Below are 14,844 nucleotides of genomic sequence, written 5' to 3'. Positions count from 1 at the left end.
GGGTCGATCGGCCTCTCGCGTACGACCCCTTTCATCGGATAGACGCCGCAAGCCGGAAAAAACCGGAATGATTCTCGATAGAATATTTGAAACAAAATAATTCTGAACAGCGACGATCGCCCTTCCGCTTCTGAAAGCGGGAGTGGCCAGCAGCGGCGCTAGCGCGGCGCCAGGACTGCGCCGCCCACCGCTGGATACAGCACGATCACCGGGGCGATGTGAGGCAGCACGTCCAGCACCGATTCGGGCTCGTCGATAGGCAGGGTGCCAGCCACGCGCAGTTGCGCAAGCTTGCGGTCGTCGATCCGCAACGGATTACGCAGGTAGCGGTTCAGCTCCGCCACCACCTGTGCCAGCGGCGTATCGCGGAACACGAGCCGGCCGCGCTGCCAGGCCGTGACCGCCGCCACGTTTTCCTGGTGCGGCGCATCCAGGGGCCCGCCGGGCGCGTAGCGCGCGGCGTAGCCTGCCGTCAGGTGGCGTGTGGTCCTGTTCCACCATGCGCCAGCGGAGAACGCCACGCTGCCCTCGTCCACCGCCAGCGCCACGGCATCGCCCTCGCGCCGCACATTGAAACGCGTACCCGTTACCCGCACCTGTGCCGCCCCTGCATTCACCGTAAAGGGCCGCGCCGCGTCCGGACTGACCGTGAACAACGCCTCGCCCGCCAGCAGTTCGACCTCGCGCCGGTCCGCGTACAGCGCCACCTGCAATTGCGTGTCGGTGTTCAGCTCCACCAGGGAGCCATCGGGCAGGGCCACGCGCTTGCGCTCGCCCCGCGCGGTCGCCAGCGATTGCGAGAAATCGGGCGACGGCGACCACAGCCGCGGGGCAATCACACCGGCAGCAAGCGTCAAGGCACAGGCCGCCGACAGCCCCGCGGCGAACCTGCGGCGGCCCGGCCGGGCGGGCGCCTCGTCGGACCGCGCCAGGATCTCGCGCATCTCGTCTTGCGGCAGGCTATCCGCGACCCGCCACACGGCCTGCATCGCGCGGTACTGGCGCGCGTGTTCCGGGTCCGCCGCCAGCCACGCGTCGAACGCCCGACGTTCTGCCCCATCCAGCGCGCCCAGTCGCTCGCGCGCGAACCAGTGCGCCGCCTGGTCGCGCGGCGTCGCAGGCGTGCGGGAGGCGTCCGCTCGGGAATCAGTGCGGGGCATGATCTTGCAACCGGTCATGGATATGGGTCAGCGCGCGCTTCATGTGTTTTTCGACCATGCTCTGCGTCAACCCGAGTTTCTCGGCGATTTCGGCCTGGGTAAAGCCTTCGAGCTTGTTCCACAGGAACACCTGCTGGCATTTGAGGGGCAGCTCGGCCAGCGCCGACTTTAGCGCATCGGCAAGCTGCGCCGCGCGTATCGAGGACTCCGGATCCGCCTGGACGGGATGCTCGGCATCCGACAATGCATCCAGGCTCAGCACCTCGCGCCGCGACTGGCGGCGGAACTCGCCATTCAGACGGTTCTGGCTGGCGCCATACAGGTAGGCCTTCGGGTCCAGCACGGCGGATTCGCCATTGCGCAGCATGTTGGCCACGACGTCCTGCGCGGCATCCTCCGCGTCGTGCCGGCTCGTGCTGCGCCGTGTCCACGTCCCGATCAGCTCGCGGTAATGCGCGAGCCAACCTTTTTCGGAGGGCGGTGGACGGGACATGGAGAGCAGCAGAAAATCGCAGGCGGAAAGGGTCGCATTATCAATCATGATTCTCATTACGACAAATGAGACCTCGACGCCCTTTGCCGTAAGCTCCTGCCCTCGCCTTCTCTCCGGCATACGCCATGACATTTTCGATCTACCGATTTGCGACCCGCGCCGTGACGATTCTGGCCGCGCTGGTGCTGCTGGCCGCCTTTGCCCTGGCCGCGATTGGCCTGATGACCGGCGCACGCCACGCGGACGTGGCCGTCGTGCTGGGCAACAAGGTCGAACCCGGCGGCCAGCCTTCGCCGCGTCTGGCCGCGCGGCTGGACCGCGCCTACGACTGCTATGCCGCGTCGCAATGCCGCATTCTGTTCGTCAGCGGCGGCGTGGATCCGGCCGGCACGGACGAAGCCGCCGCCATGCGCGACTACCTGCTGGCGCGCGGCGTGCCCGCGGACCAAATCGTCGTCGACAGTGCGGGCGTGGACACGTGGGCCACCACCCGTCACGCCAGCGCCTACATGCGCGAACACGGCTACACACGGGCCCTGGCCGTGACGCAGTATTTCCATGTGCCGCGCACGATGCTCGCGCTCAAGCGCCAGGGCGTGGCCGAGGTCAGCGGCGCTTATCCCGCATTTTTCGAAATGCGCGACCTCTATTCCGTTTTCCGTGAGCTGCCCGCCGTGGCGCTGTATATTTTCCGGCCGCTCTAAGGGCGAACCATCAGGGCGCATCCGCCCGCCTGATCCATCCAGGACTTCCCATCGTGCTGATCTTTCACAACCCCGTTCACAACAAACACAGCGGCCGCCACGAAATGTTCCGCGGCAAACTGGTGCCCTGCCATGAAACGCCGGCAAGGCTGGCGTTCGTGCTGGACGCGCTGCGCCAGCGCGGCATCGGCGAACTGCGCGTGCCCGGCAACCCGGACATGGATCTCATCAAACGGGTGCACACGCCGCGTTATGTGGATTTTCTGGCAAGCGCCTGGAACGAATGGGTGGCGCTGGATCCGGCCAATGCCGATATCGACGTGCTGCCGTCGATCTGGCCGGTGCGCGGATTTCGCCACGACATCGAGCCCACCAATTTCGCGGCGCGCGTGGGCCTGTTCTCATTCGATAGCGGCTGTCCGCTGACGGCCGGCACCTGGGAGGCAGCCACCGCGGGCGCCGCCTGCGCCATCGACGCCGCGCGCGCCGTATCCGCAGGCCAGGGCCCGCGCGCGGCGATGGCGTTGACCCGGCCGCCCGGCCATCACGCCGGCCCGGACTTCTTTGGCGGCTATTGCTTCCTGAACAACGCGGCCCTGGCGGCGCAGGCGCTGCGCGACGCGGGGGCACAACGCGTCGCGGTTCTGGACGTGGATTATCACCATGGCAATGGCACGCAAAGCATCTTCTATGAGCGCGGCGACGTGCTGACCGTGTCGGTCCACGGCGATCCGACCACCGAGTATCCGTTCTATCTGGGCTATGCAGACGAGCGCGGCGAAGGCGCGGGCCAGGGCTGCAACCTGAACCTGCCGCTGCCCGCCGGCAGCGACTTCGCGGCCTGGACCGCCGCCTTGCAGCAGGGGATAGACGCCGTGCGCGCGTTCAAGGCCGACGCGCTGGTCGTCGCGCTGGGGGTGGACACCTACGAAGGCGATCCGATTTCGAAGTTCAAATTGAAGAGCGGCGACTATCTGCAGGTCGGTCAGATGCTGGCTGGGCTTGGGCTGCCCGTGGTGTTCACGATGGAAGGCGGCTATGCGGTCGCGGACGTGGGTGTCAACGTGGCGAATGTGCTTCAAGGGTATCTGGGCTGAACCGTCTGGAAGGTCTGAAAGGTGTCAGACACCCGATGCACACCGCGGCAAACCCGAGACCGTCTCCCCAGGGTGTCAGACACCGCTGCCAAACCGCAGCCCCCATTCAATCGCGCGTCTCAAGCACCTTGTTGATCCGCAGCGCCAGCAGCGTGCACGCCACACCCGACAGCAGGTACACGCTGACCGCCACCAGCCCGAATCGCGCGGACAGGCCCAGTGCCACCACCGGCGCGAAGGCCGCCCCGACCAGCCATGCCATGTCGGACGTCAGCGCCGCGCCGGTATAGCGGAACCGGCGCGTGAAGTTGGCGGTGACCGTGCCCGACGCCTGGCCGTAGGACAGTCCCAGCAGCGCGAAGCCGATCAGAATGAACGCGTCCTGCGCCTTCGGCCCGCCGCCCAGCAGCCAGGGCGACACCACCGCAAACACGCCGATCAGCATGGCCAGCAGCCCCAGCGTCGTGCGCCGGCCGATGCGGTCGGCCAGCCATCCGGAGGCGATCGTGCCCAGGATGCCGATCACCGATCCAATGATCTGCACGATCAGCACATCCGAAATCTGTTGCGTGCCGCTGACAGCGATCCACGACAGCGGGAAAACGGTGACGAGGTGAAACAGCGCATAGCTCGCCAGCGCGGCGAAGGCGCCGATGAAGAGGTTGTAGCCTTGCTGGCTGACGATTTCGCGGATGCTGATGGGTTCGAGTTCGCCTTCTTCAAGCAGCTGCGTGTATTCCTCGGTCACGACCAGCCGCAGCCGCGCAAACAGCGCCACCACGTTGATGGCAAAGGCCACGAAGAACGGATAGCGCCAGCCCCACTCCAGAAAGTCCGACTGCGTGAGCGTCACGTGCAGATAAAGAAAAAGCGCGCTGGCCACCATGAAGCCGACCGGCGCGCCCAGCTGTCCCATCATCGAATACCAGCCGCGGCGATTGGGCGGCGCGTTCAGCGCCAGCAGGGAAGGCAGGCCGTCCCACGATCCGCCGAACGCCAGCCCCTGCAGGCAGCGGAACACGGCAAGCAAGGTGATCGCATGCACGCCGATGGATTCATAGCCCGGCAGAAACGCCATGCCCACAGTCGCGGTGCCCAAGACGAACAAGGCAACGGTCAGCTTGGTGGCGCGGCCCCATCGGCGCTGAATCGCCATCGACACGGCCGTGCCGATGGGACGCATGATGAAGGCAAAGGAGAAGATGACGAAGGCCCAGAGCGTGCCTTCCAGCGGGGCTTCGAAGGGAAAGAACACCTTCGGAAAAACCAGAACGCAAGCGATGCCGAATACGAAGAAGTCGAAGTATTCCGAGGCGCGTCCCACCACCACGCCCACGGCGATCTCACCAGGCGCCACCTTGGCGTGGCTGGTCCCGCCGCTGATCGCCCCAGGTCCGGAAACGGGAGAGGGATGACCAGGATATTGCGTGGTGGTCGACATGGATTCGCTCGCAAAAAAAGGATCTGAATACGCCTTGTCTACGATCTTGCAACACACCTGCATGACAGTACGCGCATCATGCCGCACGCCGCAAGCCTTACGGCCCAGGACGGCTCCGCATGCGCGGCCGTGCATACTTTTGCTCTTTTTACCCTAGATTTTTCGCGGCTTCCAGCGTAGTGTTTCGTTTACTTCGCACGGTTACGTTTCGGGGTATGACTATGTCGTCCTTCGCAAGGCTTCGCGGATTGATCCTGTTTGCCGCCCTGCCGCTGCTCGCCGGGTGCAATGCGGTCTTGCTCTCGCCGTCGGGCGACGTGGCCGTGCAACAACGCAACTTGATCATCATCTCCACCGGCCTGATGCTCATCATCATCGTGCCGGTGATCATCCTGACCTTGCTGTTCGCATGGCGCTATCGCGCCAGCAACAAGGACGCCGCCTACGATCCCGACTGGAACCACTCCACCATGCTGGAGCTTCTGATCTGGGCCGCGCCGCTGCTCATCATCATCGCGCTCGGCGCGCTCACGTGGGTCAGCACCCACCAGCTCGATCCCTACCGCCCGCTGGCGCGGCTGTCCGAAGGCCGCGAGGTGCCGCCCAACACCAAGCCGCTGGTGGTCGAAGTGGTGGCGCTGGACTGGAAATGGCTGTTCCTCTATCCCGAGCAAGGCGTGGCGGCGGTAAACGAAATGGCCGCACCGGTGGATCGTCCCATCCAGTTCAAGATCACCTCGTCGTCGGTGATGAATTCGTTCTTCGTGCCCGCGTTGGCCGGCCAGATCTACGCGATGCCCGGCATGCAGACCACGCTGCACGCGGTCATCAATCACCCCGGCGAATACGAGGGCCTGTCCGCCAACTACAGCGGATCGGGCTTTTCCGGCATGCGCTTTCGCTTCCATGGCCTGGACCAGAAGGGCTTTGACGACTGGGTCGGGCAGGCGCGCAAGTCGCAAGCCACGCTGGACCGCGCGGCCTACCTGAAACTTGAACAACCCAGCGAGCGCAACCCGGTGCAGCTTTACGCCACCGTTGCGCCGGGCCTGTTCGACGCCATCGTGAACCGCTGCGTCGAGCCCAACCGCATGTGCATGCGCGACGCGATGGCGATCGACTCGCAAGGCGGCGCCGGCATTCCGGGCGCGCATAACCTGACCACCCTGGATCCCCAGACGCGCGAGCGCCTGGGGCTCACGGACACGCCGCCGCGCAAGTACGTGGGCGCCATGTGCACGGCCTCCGAAGGTCTGGTGCTGTAGCGCGGCAGGTTTTTCGGCACGGCACGTGCGCCATGTAAACGCGGTCTTTTTGCTGGAATCGAGATGCCTGATCAACCTGACCTCACCAAGCTGATCTTCGGCCGTCTGACCTGGGACGCCATTCCTTTCCACGATCCCATCCTGCTGGGCACGTTCTTCGTGGTGGCGATTGGCGGCATCGTCGTGCTGGGCTCCGTCACTTACTACAAAAAGTGGGGATATCTGTGGCACGAATGGTTCACCAGCATCGACCACAAGAAAATCGGGATCATGTACGTGATCCTGGGCATCGTGATGCTGCTGCGGGGCTTTGCCGACGCCATCATGATGCGGGCGCAGCAGGCCGTGGCCTTTGGCGATTCCACCGGCTACCTGCCGCCGCACCACTACGACCAGATCTTCACGGCGCACGGCGTCATCATGATCTTCTTCGTGGCGATGCCGCTGGTCACGGGGTTGATGAACTACATCGTGCCGCTGCAGATCGGGGCGCGCGACGTCGCGTTTCCGTTCCTGAACAACTTCAGCTTCTGGATGACCGCCGGCGGCGTGATCCTGGTGATGATGTCGCTGTTCGTCGGGGAATTTGCCCGCACCGGCTGGCTGGCGTATCCGCCGTTATCCGGCATCCTGCACAGTCCGGATGTCGGGGTCGATTACTACATATGGGCCTTGCAGATAGCGGGGGTGGGCACACTGCTATCCGGGGTGAACCTGCTGGTCACCATCGTGAAAATGCGCGCGCCCGGCATGAAGATGATGCGCATGCCCATCTTCACGTGGACGGCGCTGTGCACCAACGTGCTGATCGTGGCGGCCTTTCCGGTGCTGACGGCGGTGCTTGCCCTTCTGTCCATGGACCGCTACGTCGGCACCAATTTCTTCACGGCGGACTTTGGCGGCAACGCCATGATGTACGTGAACCTGATCTGGATCTGGGGCCACCCCGAGGTCTACATCCTGATCCTGCCGGCGTTCGGCATCTTCTCCGAGGTGGTGTCCACCTATTGCCGCAAGCGTCTCTTCGGCTATGCGTCCATGGTGTACGCCACGGTCGTGATCACCGTGCTGTCGTACCTGGTGTGGCTGCACCACTTCTTCACCATGGGGTCCGGCGCCAGCGTGAACTCATTCTTCGGGATCACGACAATGATCATCTCGATCCCGACCGGCGCCAAGATCTTCAACTGGCTGTTCACCATGTATCGCGGGCGCATCCGCTTCGAAGTGCCGATGCTGTGGACGCTCGGGTTCATGGTCACGTTCGTGATCGGCGGCATGACGGGCGTGCTGCTGGCCGTGCCGCCCGCCGACTTTGCGCTGCACAACAGCCTGTTCCTGATTGCGCACTTTCACAACGTGATCATCGGCGGCGTGCTCTTCGGGCTGATGGCCGGCATCACCTACTGGTTCCCCAAGGCGTTCGGCTACAAGCTCGATCCGTTCTGGGGCAAGTGCTCGTTCTGGTTCTGGCTGGTGGGCTTTTACGTAGCCTTCATGCCGCTTTACGTGCTGGGCCTGATGGGCGTGACGCGCCGCGTGAACCACTTCGAGGACATGTCGCTGCAGATCTGGTTCCAGATCGCGGCCTTTGGCGCGCTGCTGATCGCATGCGGCATCGCCAGCTTCATCATCCAGCTCGTGGTCAGCTACCGCCGCCGCGACCAGTTGCGCGACACCACCGGCGATCCGTGGGATGGCCGCACGCTCGAATGGTCCACGTCGTCGCCCCCGCCCGTATACAACTTTGCGTTCACGCCGCGGGTGCATGACCTGGACGCCTGGTGGCAGATGAAGCAGCACGGCTACCAGCGTCCGCAGCAGGGCTTCATTCCGATTCACATGCCGAAGAACACGTGGGCGGGCATCGTGCTGGCCGGGATCAGCGTGGTGCTGGGCTTTGCGCTGATCTGGCACATGTGGCCGCTGGTGGTGCTGGCGTTTGCCGCGCTGATCCTGGTGTCGATCATCCATACCTTCAACTACAAGCGCGACTACTACGTGCCGGCCGAACAGGTCGTCGCCACGGAAGACGCCCGCACAAGGCTGCTAGCGCAACATGTCTGATACCCTCGCCCACCCCATGCCCGGCGGCGCCGCGCCGGCCCAGGAACCGGTCTTCTACGTTCCTGGCGAACACCATCCCAAGAACGGCACGCTGCTCGGGTTCTGGATCTACCTGATGAGCGACTGCCTCATCTTCGCGTGCCTGTTCGCGGTCTACGGCGTGCTGGGCCGCAGCTTCGCGGCCGGGCCGTCCGGCGCGGACCTGTTCGACCTGCCGCTGGTGGCGGTGAACACGACGCTGCTGCTGCTGTCCTCGATCACGTATGGCTTTGCCATGCTGGAGATGCGGCGCAACCGCATCGGGGCCACGCAATTGTGGCTGGCGGTCACCGGCATCCTGGGCCTGGGCTTTTTGTCGCTGGAAATCTACGAATTCTGGCACCTCATCCACCAGGGTGCGGGCCCGCAGCGCAGCGCCTTCCTGTCGGCCTTCTTTACGCTGGTCGGCACGCACGGGCTGCACGTCACCTTCGGCATCGTGTGGCTGGTGACGATGATGCTGCAGGTCCGCCTGCACGGCCTGATCCCGGAAAACCGCCGCCGCCTGATGTGCCTGTCGATGTTCTGGCACTTCCTGGACCTGATCTGGGTTGGCGTGTTCACCTTTGTGTACCTGATGGGAGTGCTGCCATGACGTCGCACATGGATAACCTGGCCGACACCGGCCACGGCGGCCATCATGGCCACGATCATCACGATGGCCACCATGATGATGACGACGCCGCCGCCCACGGCACCTTCAAGAGCTACATGACCGGCTTCGTGCTGGCGGCCATCCTGACGGCGATCCCGTTCTGGCTGGTGATGGACCGGGTCATCGACAGCTCGCGCGTCACGGGCCTGGTGATCCTGGCGTTCGCCGTCGTGCAGATCGTGGTGCACATCGTCTACTTCCTGCACATGGACACCAAGTCCGAAAGCGGCTGGAACATGTTGGCGTTAATATTCACGCTGGTGCTGGTCGTCATTACGCTCAGCGGATCCATCTGGATCATGTATCACTTGAACTCCAACATGATGCCCATGTCCCCGCATGACATGCGCAAGATGCCCTGATGGCAGCAGTCAAAGACATTTCTTCACGCGACACCTCCCGTAATCCGCGCAGCAAGGCAACCCTGATCATCCTGGGGTTGCTGGCTGTCGCCCTCTTTGCCGGGCTTTGCGCCCTGGGCACCTGGCAGGTGCACCGGCTGGCCTGGAAGCGCGCCCTGATCGCGCAGGTGGATCAGCGGGCCCACGCGCCCGCCACGCCCGCCCCCGGCAAAAGCGAATGGGCGCAATTGACCCAGGACAACGCGGAATACCGCCACGTCACCGCCGCCGGCACGTACCACTTCGACAAGCAGACGCTGGTGCAGGCCGCGACCGAACTGGGCAGCGGCTATTGGGTCATGACCCCGCTGCAGCTGGCGGACGGCGGCACCGTGCTGGTCAACCGCGGCTTCGTGCTGCCGGCATGGCGCAAGGACCCGGCCAATGCCGCCCAGCCCGCCGCCCCGGGCCAGGTGACGGGCCTGCTGCGCATGGGCGAGCCGGCCAGCGGCTTTCTGCGCAACAACGACCCGGCCGCCAACCTCTGGTATTCACGCGATCTGCCCGGCATCGCGGCGGCGCGCGGGTTGACCGACGTGGCGCCGTACTTCATCGATGCGGATGCGGCGTCCAGCCCCGGCAAGGATCCCGCGCGGGAACCGGTGGGCGGCCTGACGATGCTCAACTTTCCGAACAACCATCTGACGTACGCCATCACCTGGTATGCGCTGGCGCTGATGGTGATCGTGGGCGTGGTGATCTTCGTGCGCGAGGAAAAGCGCGCGCGCCGGCAGGCCTGAACCTCATGCGGTAAAAATAACGGCGCCCTTTCGGGCGCCGTTTCGCTTGGGCGGCCGGCTCACGCCGGCGGCATCAGCAGGCCGGCCAGCGAATGCTGCCCGGATCGGGGCACACCCACGATCCCTGCAGCCGCGCCCGGATCTGGGCCAAGCTCTGTTCGACCAGCAGCTCGCCGTCGCGGAACACCGGCACCAGCGCCCCGCCCGCCGCCTGCTCGGGCGTCTGCTGATCGTGCAGCACGTAGCCGCTTGGCGTCTCTTCCACGCGCAGCAGTCCCTTGGCGGACTTCTTCACGCCGGAGTCGGTGACCGGGTCCTTGACCAGTTCCTGCGGTTCGCCGTTGACTTCGGCGTATGTGGCCTTCAGCGCCCAGCCGAAGGTGTCGCGCGTCAGGTACTGATAGGTGTATGACCCGATGCCCAGCACCACGTTGCCCGAGGCAAAGCCCTTGCGCTCCAGCCGCACCAAGATGTCGCGCGCCCGGGTCAGCGTGATGGAGTCGCCATAGATCAGGCCGACGTGCGGATCCAGAAGCTTGTAGCCGCGCTCGGTCTCAACCCCGCCGAAGGTATCCCACAGGCATTGCACGGCGCCCTTCACCTCGGCGGCGCGCAGGGCTTGCCGCGCGCTGGCGTCTTCGCCCAGCAGCCAGTAGTTGCCCGTGGCCGCATCGCGCACGGCCTCAAAGCCGGCGGCTTGCGCCGCTTGCAGGGCAGCGCGGTCGTCTACGCGCGGCACATCGGTGCAGAAGTAGCCGGTCAGGATCTTCACGGGATCGCCCGAGTCCGGGCGGAACACGACCTTGGCATTGCCCAGCGCATCCGGCTCGCGGCTCATGATCTCGGACTTGAGCGCCGCGGCAAAATCCGTGACCACCTGCCAGAAGTCCCAGGTGTCCGACACCACGGACACGATGCCCGCCGGATAGACCTGCTTGACCAGGCGGCGGATGGTTTCGATCTCGCCCTCCTTGCTGCCCAGGCACATCACGGAGTGTTCGGTCGCCGGCACCGAGCCGCCGATGAGTTCCCGATCTGAATCCGCGAGGTAGAGGTCTTCGAGGTAATCGATGGCCGGGATCGTGTCGGTGCCGGTAAAGGACAACAGGTGGCCCGCGCCGCACTTGCGCGCGTCGTACAGGCCGGCCATGCCGCGCATCGAGAAGTCGTGGCCCTGCCAGTCCACGAACGCCATCGGGCTGCCGGTCAGCTGCGCGAAATAGGTCAGCAGCTTGCGGTATTCGAAGGCGATGGTGGCGACCGTGGACGGCTTCCAGGATTCGCAGCTGAACAGGGTTTCGATGTAGGTCACCAGCCAGGCGAATTCCGGCCGGGTGTTGACGAAGGTGACGGGCGGCACGCGGATGTCGACGCGGGCGCCTTCGGGCACCGAGCGGATTTCCAGCGGCAGGTAGCCCAGGTCGTGCAGCGCCTGCAGGTGGTCCACCGTGACCGCGCCCTTGCCCAGCGCGTTGTCCACGCGGCGCTGGTACTGGCGCACCGCCGTCGCGGCCGGCTTGCCAAAGAACTCGCGGTTGAAAAGACCGATCAGGATTTCCTTGATGAAGCCCTGCAGGCCGAACCAGACGATCTTCTCGTCGAACAGTTCGGGCAGCACCGGCGCCAGGCGCGCGGAACGCGGCGTGAAGTTGGCAAGGATCTTGTTGGTGCCCTTGGGGTACTGGAAGGGGTGGCCGGTCTTGTAGAAATCCGCCTGCAGAAAGGGATTCAGGCCGTTCTTGAGCGCGGGGGCCAGGGTGTCGGGGGCATTCATGGCGTTTTCCTTCTAGGCTGCTTCGTTGACCAGGACGGCTGCGGCGGCGCCCGGCACAGGGGCGTCTTCGGTGCGAGTCCAGTCGTAGGCGGTGAAAATCTCGGCGTAGTTGGCCTTCAGTTCGGTCAGACCCTTGCTGAAGATGCCGTGCGTGACATACAGGTAAAGCGGCTGGCGGGTCCTGCCGCGCAGGGCGGCGGCCAGTTCCAGGAACGTGCGGCCGCCGTCGCAGATGTCGTCGACCACCAGCACCGGCTGAGCCGGGATATCGTCGGGCACGCGGGTTTCCGTAATGCGGCCGGTCTGCGGATCGCGGACCTTTTCCGCGTAGCGCACGTCCGCCACGCCCAGCGCCTTGGCCAGCGCCTGCACCCGCTTGCGGGCGCCGGCGTCCGGCGCCATCAGGGTGACGCCCTGCGCGAAGGCCGGGGCGGCCAGCGCCTTTTTCAAGTAGGCGGCGGAATCGACGACCCGCACCCGCGCAAGCAGCGCGGGCGTGACGTCGCTGTGGGGTTCGACGATGGTGACGGTGGCGTACTGCTGGTCGTTGATCAGCTTGCAGAACACCGCGGCGCCCAGCGCCTCGCCCGGATTGCACACGCGGTCCTGGCGGGCGTACGGCACGTAGGGCATGTCCAGGTGCACCGGCACGGCGGGGTTCAGGCGGCGCAGGGCATCGGTCAACAGCAACAACTGCATCACGTCGTCGGCCGACTTCAACAAGGCATGGATGCGAAATTCGCGGGCGGCGTCTGCCTGCTCGCGCAACCCGGCCGGAATGGTGACCTGCATTTCGCCGCCCGGAAACCGGAACGCTGCCGGCGTATCGGTCAGGCGTTGTCCTTCAATGACCGCAGTGATGGTGAACATGATCGTCCCTTAGTGGCATTTCAAAACTAAGTGACGCCAGTATAAGCCTACTTATTGTCGTTATGCAACTATCTTTGCGTTTGAATGGGCGCGCTCATGCATCACCCGACGCTGCGGTCGAAAAACGTGAAGTCCTTCAGCCGATACAGGCGCGCCGGCCGCTGCGCGCCGCCGACCTGTTCGTCGGTGGCCTCCAGCGCGCCCCACGCTTCCATCTTGCGGCGGAAATTGGACTTCTCGAGCCGGGTCTGCAGGATCGCCTCATAGGTGTGCTGCAGCTGAGTCAGCGTGAAGCGCTCGGGCAACAGGAAGAACGGCAGCGTGGAATAGGTGGACTTGCTGCGCAGGCGGTCCACGGCCGCCCGGACGATGGCGGCGTGGTCGAACGCCAGCGGCGGCAGCGCGTCCACGCTGACAAAGCGGAACTCGGCGCGCGTGGCGGCGGCCAGTTCGGCGGCGGGCACCAGGGCCACGTAGGCCACCGACAGCGACCACTGCCGGGGGTCGCGATCCATGCCCGAAAACACCTGCAGCTGCTCAAGGTAACGCGGCTCGAAACCGGTCTTTTCCCGCAACACGCGCCGGATGCTGTCTTCGGTGGACGCGTCCTCGTCGGCGTGCACCACGCCGCCGGGCAGCGCCATCGCGCCCTGGAAGGGCTCGCGGTCGCGCTGGTGCAGCGCGACTTCCAGGCCGGATTCGCGCAGGGTGAGAAGGACGGCGTCGACAGTGACGAGCGGCTGGGGAAATTCCAAGACGAGGGTTCCAAGATTGGGGTTTTGGGCAAGATGCCACTATGACGGATCCAGGTCAATCCGGCCCCGATCCGCCTGCGCAGGTTTCAAACGCGTGCGCCACTAGAACAACTTCGAATTTTGGCAAAAATTGACGGCGGATAACGACAATTAACGCATTGTTCTACACTATGCCCCGAGGAACACAGCCGGGTTGATGCTTGGCGCCGTGTTCCTTTTGCTTTTTCTTCAACTGCAACACAGGAGTTTTCCGGATGAAAAAGACGCTGCTCGCCGCGGCAATGCTGGCCTCTTTCGCAGGCGTTGCCCAGGCAGAACCGTCAGTCACCCTCTACGGTGTCATCGACACCGGCCTCGGCTACAACAAGATCAAGGGCGATGGCTACAGTGGTTCCAAAGTCGGCATGATCAACGGCATCCAGGCCGGCTCCCGCTGGGGCCTGCGCGGATCCGAAGATCTGGGCGACGGCTTGCGCGCCGTCTTCAAGCTGGAAAGCGGCTTTGACTCCGCCAACGGCAGCCGCGGCCAGTCGGGCCGCCTGTTCGGCCGCCAGGCCACCATCGGCCTGGCCAACGACGCGTGGGGCTCGCTCGAATTCGGCCGCCAGGCCACCGTCGGCTCCAACTACCTGGCCGACATCGATCCCTTCTACACCAGCTACACCCAGTCCAACCTGGGCCTGGGGTTCAGCGCGGCCAACACCATGCGCTGGGACAACATGGTCATGTACCGCACCCCGTCGGTGAACGGCTTTGAATTCGCCGTGGGCTACTCGTTCAGCGTGGACGACACCACGACGGACCAGACCGGCTTCAAGACTGCGGACAACACGCGCGGCATCACGACCGGCCTGCGCTACGTGCAAGGTCCGCTGAACGTGACGCTGACGTATGACCAGCTAAACGGTTCCAACCGCGGCTCCATCGACAACGGCGCCACGCCGCGCCAGTACGCCATCGGCGCGTCGTACGACCTGGAAGTCGTCAAGCTGGCCGCCGCTTACGGCCGCACCACTGACGGCTGGTTCGTCGGCCAGGACCTGCCGGCCGGCACGCCGTTCAGCGATGAGTTCGGCATCAACCGCTTCGTGGACGGTTTCAAGGCCAATTCCTACATGCTGGGCGCAACGTTCCCCGTCAGCGCAGCCGGCAGCCTGTTCACTTCTTGGCAGCACGTGGCCCCGTCCAACGACAAGCTGACGGGCGGCGACGCCAACATGAACGTCTACAGCGTGGGCTACACCTACGACCTGTCCAAGCGCACCAACCTGTACGCCTACGGTTCGTACGGCACGGACTACGCGTTCATCGACGGCGTCAAGAGCACCGCCGCCGGCGTGGGCATCCGCCACCAGTTCTAAGCGTGTGCCGGGCCGGTCCGCT

Annotated in this window: 14 protein-coding genes; 8 read left to right on the top strand and 6 right to left on the bottom strand. The window is 64.8% G+C overall.

Annotated elements, in window-relative coordinates; genetic code table 11:
* Positions 1-158 precede the first annotated feature (158 nt).
* Positions 159-1,160, bottom strand: a complete 1,002-nt coding sequence (locus FBY20_RS16985) for a FecR family protein (protein ID WP_254595339.1) — start codon at positions 1,158-1,160, stop codon at positions 159-161.
* Positions 1,147-1,701: a sigma-70 family RNA polymerase sigma factor gene (locus FBY20_RS16980; protein ID WP_235512781.1), complete on the bottom strand. Its 555-nt coding sequence runs from the start codon at positions 1,699-1,701 to the stop codon at positions 1,147-1,149. The genes FBY20_RS16985 and FBY20_RS16980 overlap by 14 nt, the downstream gene beginning before the upstream one ends.
* A 77-nt stretch (positions 1,702-1,778) precedes the next feature.
* Here FBY20_RS16980 and FBY20_RS16975 point away from each other — a divergent pair, with 77 nt between their 5' ends.
* Both FBY20_RS16975 and FBY20_RS16970 read left to right on the top strand, forming a co-directional pair.
* Positions 1,779-2,357, top strand: coding sequence for a YdcF family protein (locus tag FBY20_RS16975; RefSeq protein WP_142053578.1), 579 nt, complete (start codon positions 1,779-1,781; stop codon positions 2,355-2,357).
* A 53-nt stretch (positions 2,358-2,410) separates the two neighbouring features.
* Positions 2,411-3,454 carry a histone deacetylase family protein gene (locus tag FBY20_RS16970; protein ID WP_142053576.1) on the top strand — a complete coding sequence of 348 codons (1,044 nt, stop codon included), beginning with the start codon at positions 2,411-2,413 and terminating at the stop codon, positions 3,452-3,454.
* A gap of 106 nt (positions 3,455-3,560) precedes the next feature.
* On the opposite strand, the gene FBY20_RS16965 is transcribed toward FBY20_RS16970, so the two are convergent.
* Positions 3,561-4,895, bottom strand: a complete 1,335-nt coding sequence (locus FBY20_RS16965; protein ID WP_056326974.1) for an MFS transporter — start codon at positions 4,893-4,895, stop codon at positions 3,561-3,563.
* Positions 4,896-5,116: 221 nt separating this feature from the next.
* On the opposite strand from FBY20_RS16965, the gene cyoA reads away from it, so the two are divergent.
* The 5 genes from cyoA to FBY20_RS16940 all read left to right on the top strand — a co-directional run bounded on the left by cyoA (position 5,117) and on the right by FBY20_RS16940 (position 10,062).
* Positions 5,117-6,160, top strand: a complete 1,044-nt coding sequence (gene cyoA / locus FBY20_RS16960) for a ubiquinol oxidase subunit II (protein WP_142053574.1) — start codon at positions 5,117-5,119, stop codon at positions 6,158-6,160.
* A 63-nt stretch (positions 6,161-6,223) separates the two neighbouring features.
* Positions 6,224-8,227 carry a cytochrome o ubiquinol oxidase subunit I gene (cyoB, locus tag FBY20_RS16955; protein ID WP_062839727.1) on the top strand — a complete coding sequence of 668 codons (2,004 nt, stop codon included), beginning with the start codon at positions 6,224-6,226 and terminating at the stop codon, positions 8,225-8,227.
* The gene (cyoC, locus tag FBY20_RS16950) at positions 8,220-8,861 is read left to right on the top strand and encodes a cytochrome o ubiquinol oxidase subunit III (protein WP_056326198.1); all 642 of its coding nucleotides are present in this window, start codon (positions 8,220-8,222) and stop codon (positions 8,859-8,861) included. Before cyoB ends, cyoC begins: the two co-directional genes overlap by 8 nt.
* Positions 8,858-9,283, top strand: a complete 426-nt coding sequence (gene cyoD / locus FBY20_RS16945; protein ID WP_369818574.1) for a cytochrome o ubiquinol/quinol oxidase subunit IV — start codon at positions 8,858-8,860, stop codon at positions 9,281-9,283. Before cyoC ends, cyoD begins: the two co-directional genes overlap by 4 nt.
* Positions 9,283-10,062: an SURF1 family protein gene (locus tag FBY20_RS16940; RefSeq protein ID WP_142053572.1), complete on the top strand. Its 780-nt coding sequence runs from the start codon at positions 9,283-9,285 to the stop codon at positions 10,060-10,062. The genes cyoD and FBY20_RS16940 overlap by 1 nt, the downstream gene beginning before the upstream one ends.
* 73 nt (positions 10,063-10,135) lie before the next feature.
* On the opposite strand, the gene FBY20_RS16935 is transcribed toward FBY20_RS16940, so the two are convergent.
* From FBY20_RS16935 to FBY20_RS16925, 3 genes are all read right to left on the bottom strand, one after another.
* On the bottom strand, positions 10,136-11,836 hold the full coding sequence (locus FBY20_RS16935) for a nicotinate phosphoribosyltransferase (RefSeq protein WP_142053570.1): 1,701 nt from the start codon (positions 11,834-11,836) through the stop codon (positions 10,136-10,138).
* A 12-nt stretch (positions 11,837-11,848) separates the two neighbouring features.
* Entirely contained in the window at positions 11,849-12,706 is an 858-nt protein-coding gene (gene prs / locus FBY20_RS16930) for a ribose-phosphate diphosphokinase (RefSeq protein WP_142053568.1), read from the bottom strand.
* Positions 12,707-12,807: 101 nt separating this feature from the next.
* Positions 12,808-13,461, bottom strand: a complete 654-nt coding sequence (locus tag FBY20_RS16925) for an NUDIX domain-containing protein (RefSeq protein WP_056326188.1) — start codon at positions 13,459-13,461, stop codon at positions 12,808-12,810.
* A 254-nt stretch (positions 13,462-13,715) separates the two neighbouring features.
* Between FBY20_RS16925 and FBY20_RS16920 the strand changes: the two genes are divergently transcribed.
* A complete protein-coding gene (locus FBY20_RS16920; protein WP_128827217.1) occupies positions 13,716-14,822 on the top strand; it encodes a porin in 1,107 nt (368 codons plus the stop codon).
* The last annotated feature ends 22 nt before the right edge of the window (positions 14,823-14,844 follow it).

It is taken from the genome of Achromobacter sp. SLBN-14, from assembly GCF_006715415.1.
Classification (GTDB): domain Bacteria; phylum Pseudomonadota; class Gammaproteobacteria; order Burkholderiales; family Burkholderiaceae_B; genus Achromobacter; species Achromobacter mucicolens.
The sequence above is the reverse complement of the archived record's forward strand: the minus strand, read 5'-3'. Positions and strand labels throughout refer to the sequence as shown.

Bases quoted from the DNA above. Each gene is read 5' to 3' on its own strand.
- FBY20_RS16985 (WP_254595339.1), bottom strand. From the start codon at position 1,160: ATGCCCCGCACTGATTCCCGAGCGGACGCCTCCCGCACGCCTGCGACG.
- FBY20_RS16980 (WP_235512781.1), bottom strand. From the start codon at position 1,701: ATGATTGATAATGCGACCCTTTCCGCCTGCGATTTTCTGCTGCTCTCC.
- FBY20_RS16975 (WP_142053578.1), top strand. From the start codon at position 1,779: ATGACATTTTCGATCTACCGATTTGCGACCCGCGCCGTGACGATTCTG.
- FBY20_RS16965 (WP_056326974.1), bottom strand. From the start codon at position 4,895: ATGTCGACCACCACGCAATATCCTGGTCATCCCTCTCCCGTTTCCGGA.
- cyoA (WP_142053574.1), top strand. From the start codon at position 5,117: ATGTCGTCCTTCGCAAGGCTTCGCGGATTGATCCTGTTTGCCGCCCTG.
- cyoB (WP_062839727.1), top strand. From the start codon at position 6,224: ATGCCTGATCAACCTGACCTCACCAAGCTGATCTTCGGCCGTCTGACC.
- cyoC (WP_056326198.1), top strand. From the start codon at position 8,220: ATGTCTGATACCCTCGCCCACCCCATGCCCGGCGGCGCCGCGCCGGCC.
- cyoD (WP_369818574.1), top strand. From the start codon at position 8,858: ATGACGTCGCACATGGATAACCTGGCCGACACCGGCCACGGCGGCCAT.
- FBY20_RS16940 (WP_142053572.1), top strand. From the start codon at position 9,283: ATGGCAGCAGTCAAAGACATTTCTTCACGCGACACCTCCCGTAATCCG.
- FBY20_RS16935 (WP_142053570.1), bottom strand. From the start codon at position 11,836: ATGAATGCCCCCGACACCCTGGCCCCCGCGCTCAAGAACGGCCTGAAT.
- prs (WP_142053568.1), bottom strand. From the start codon at position 12,706: ATGTTCACCATCACTGCGGTCATTGAAGGACAACGCCTGACCGATACG.
- FBY20_RS16920 (WP_128827217.1), top strand. From the start codon at position 13,716: ATGAAAAAGACGCTGCTCGCCGCGGCAATGCTGGCCTCTTTCGCAGGC.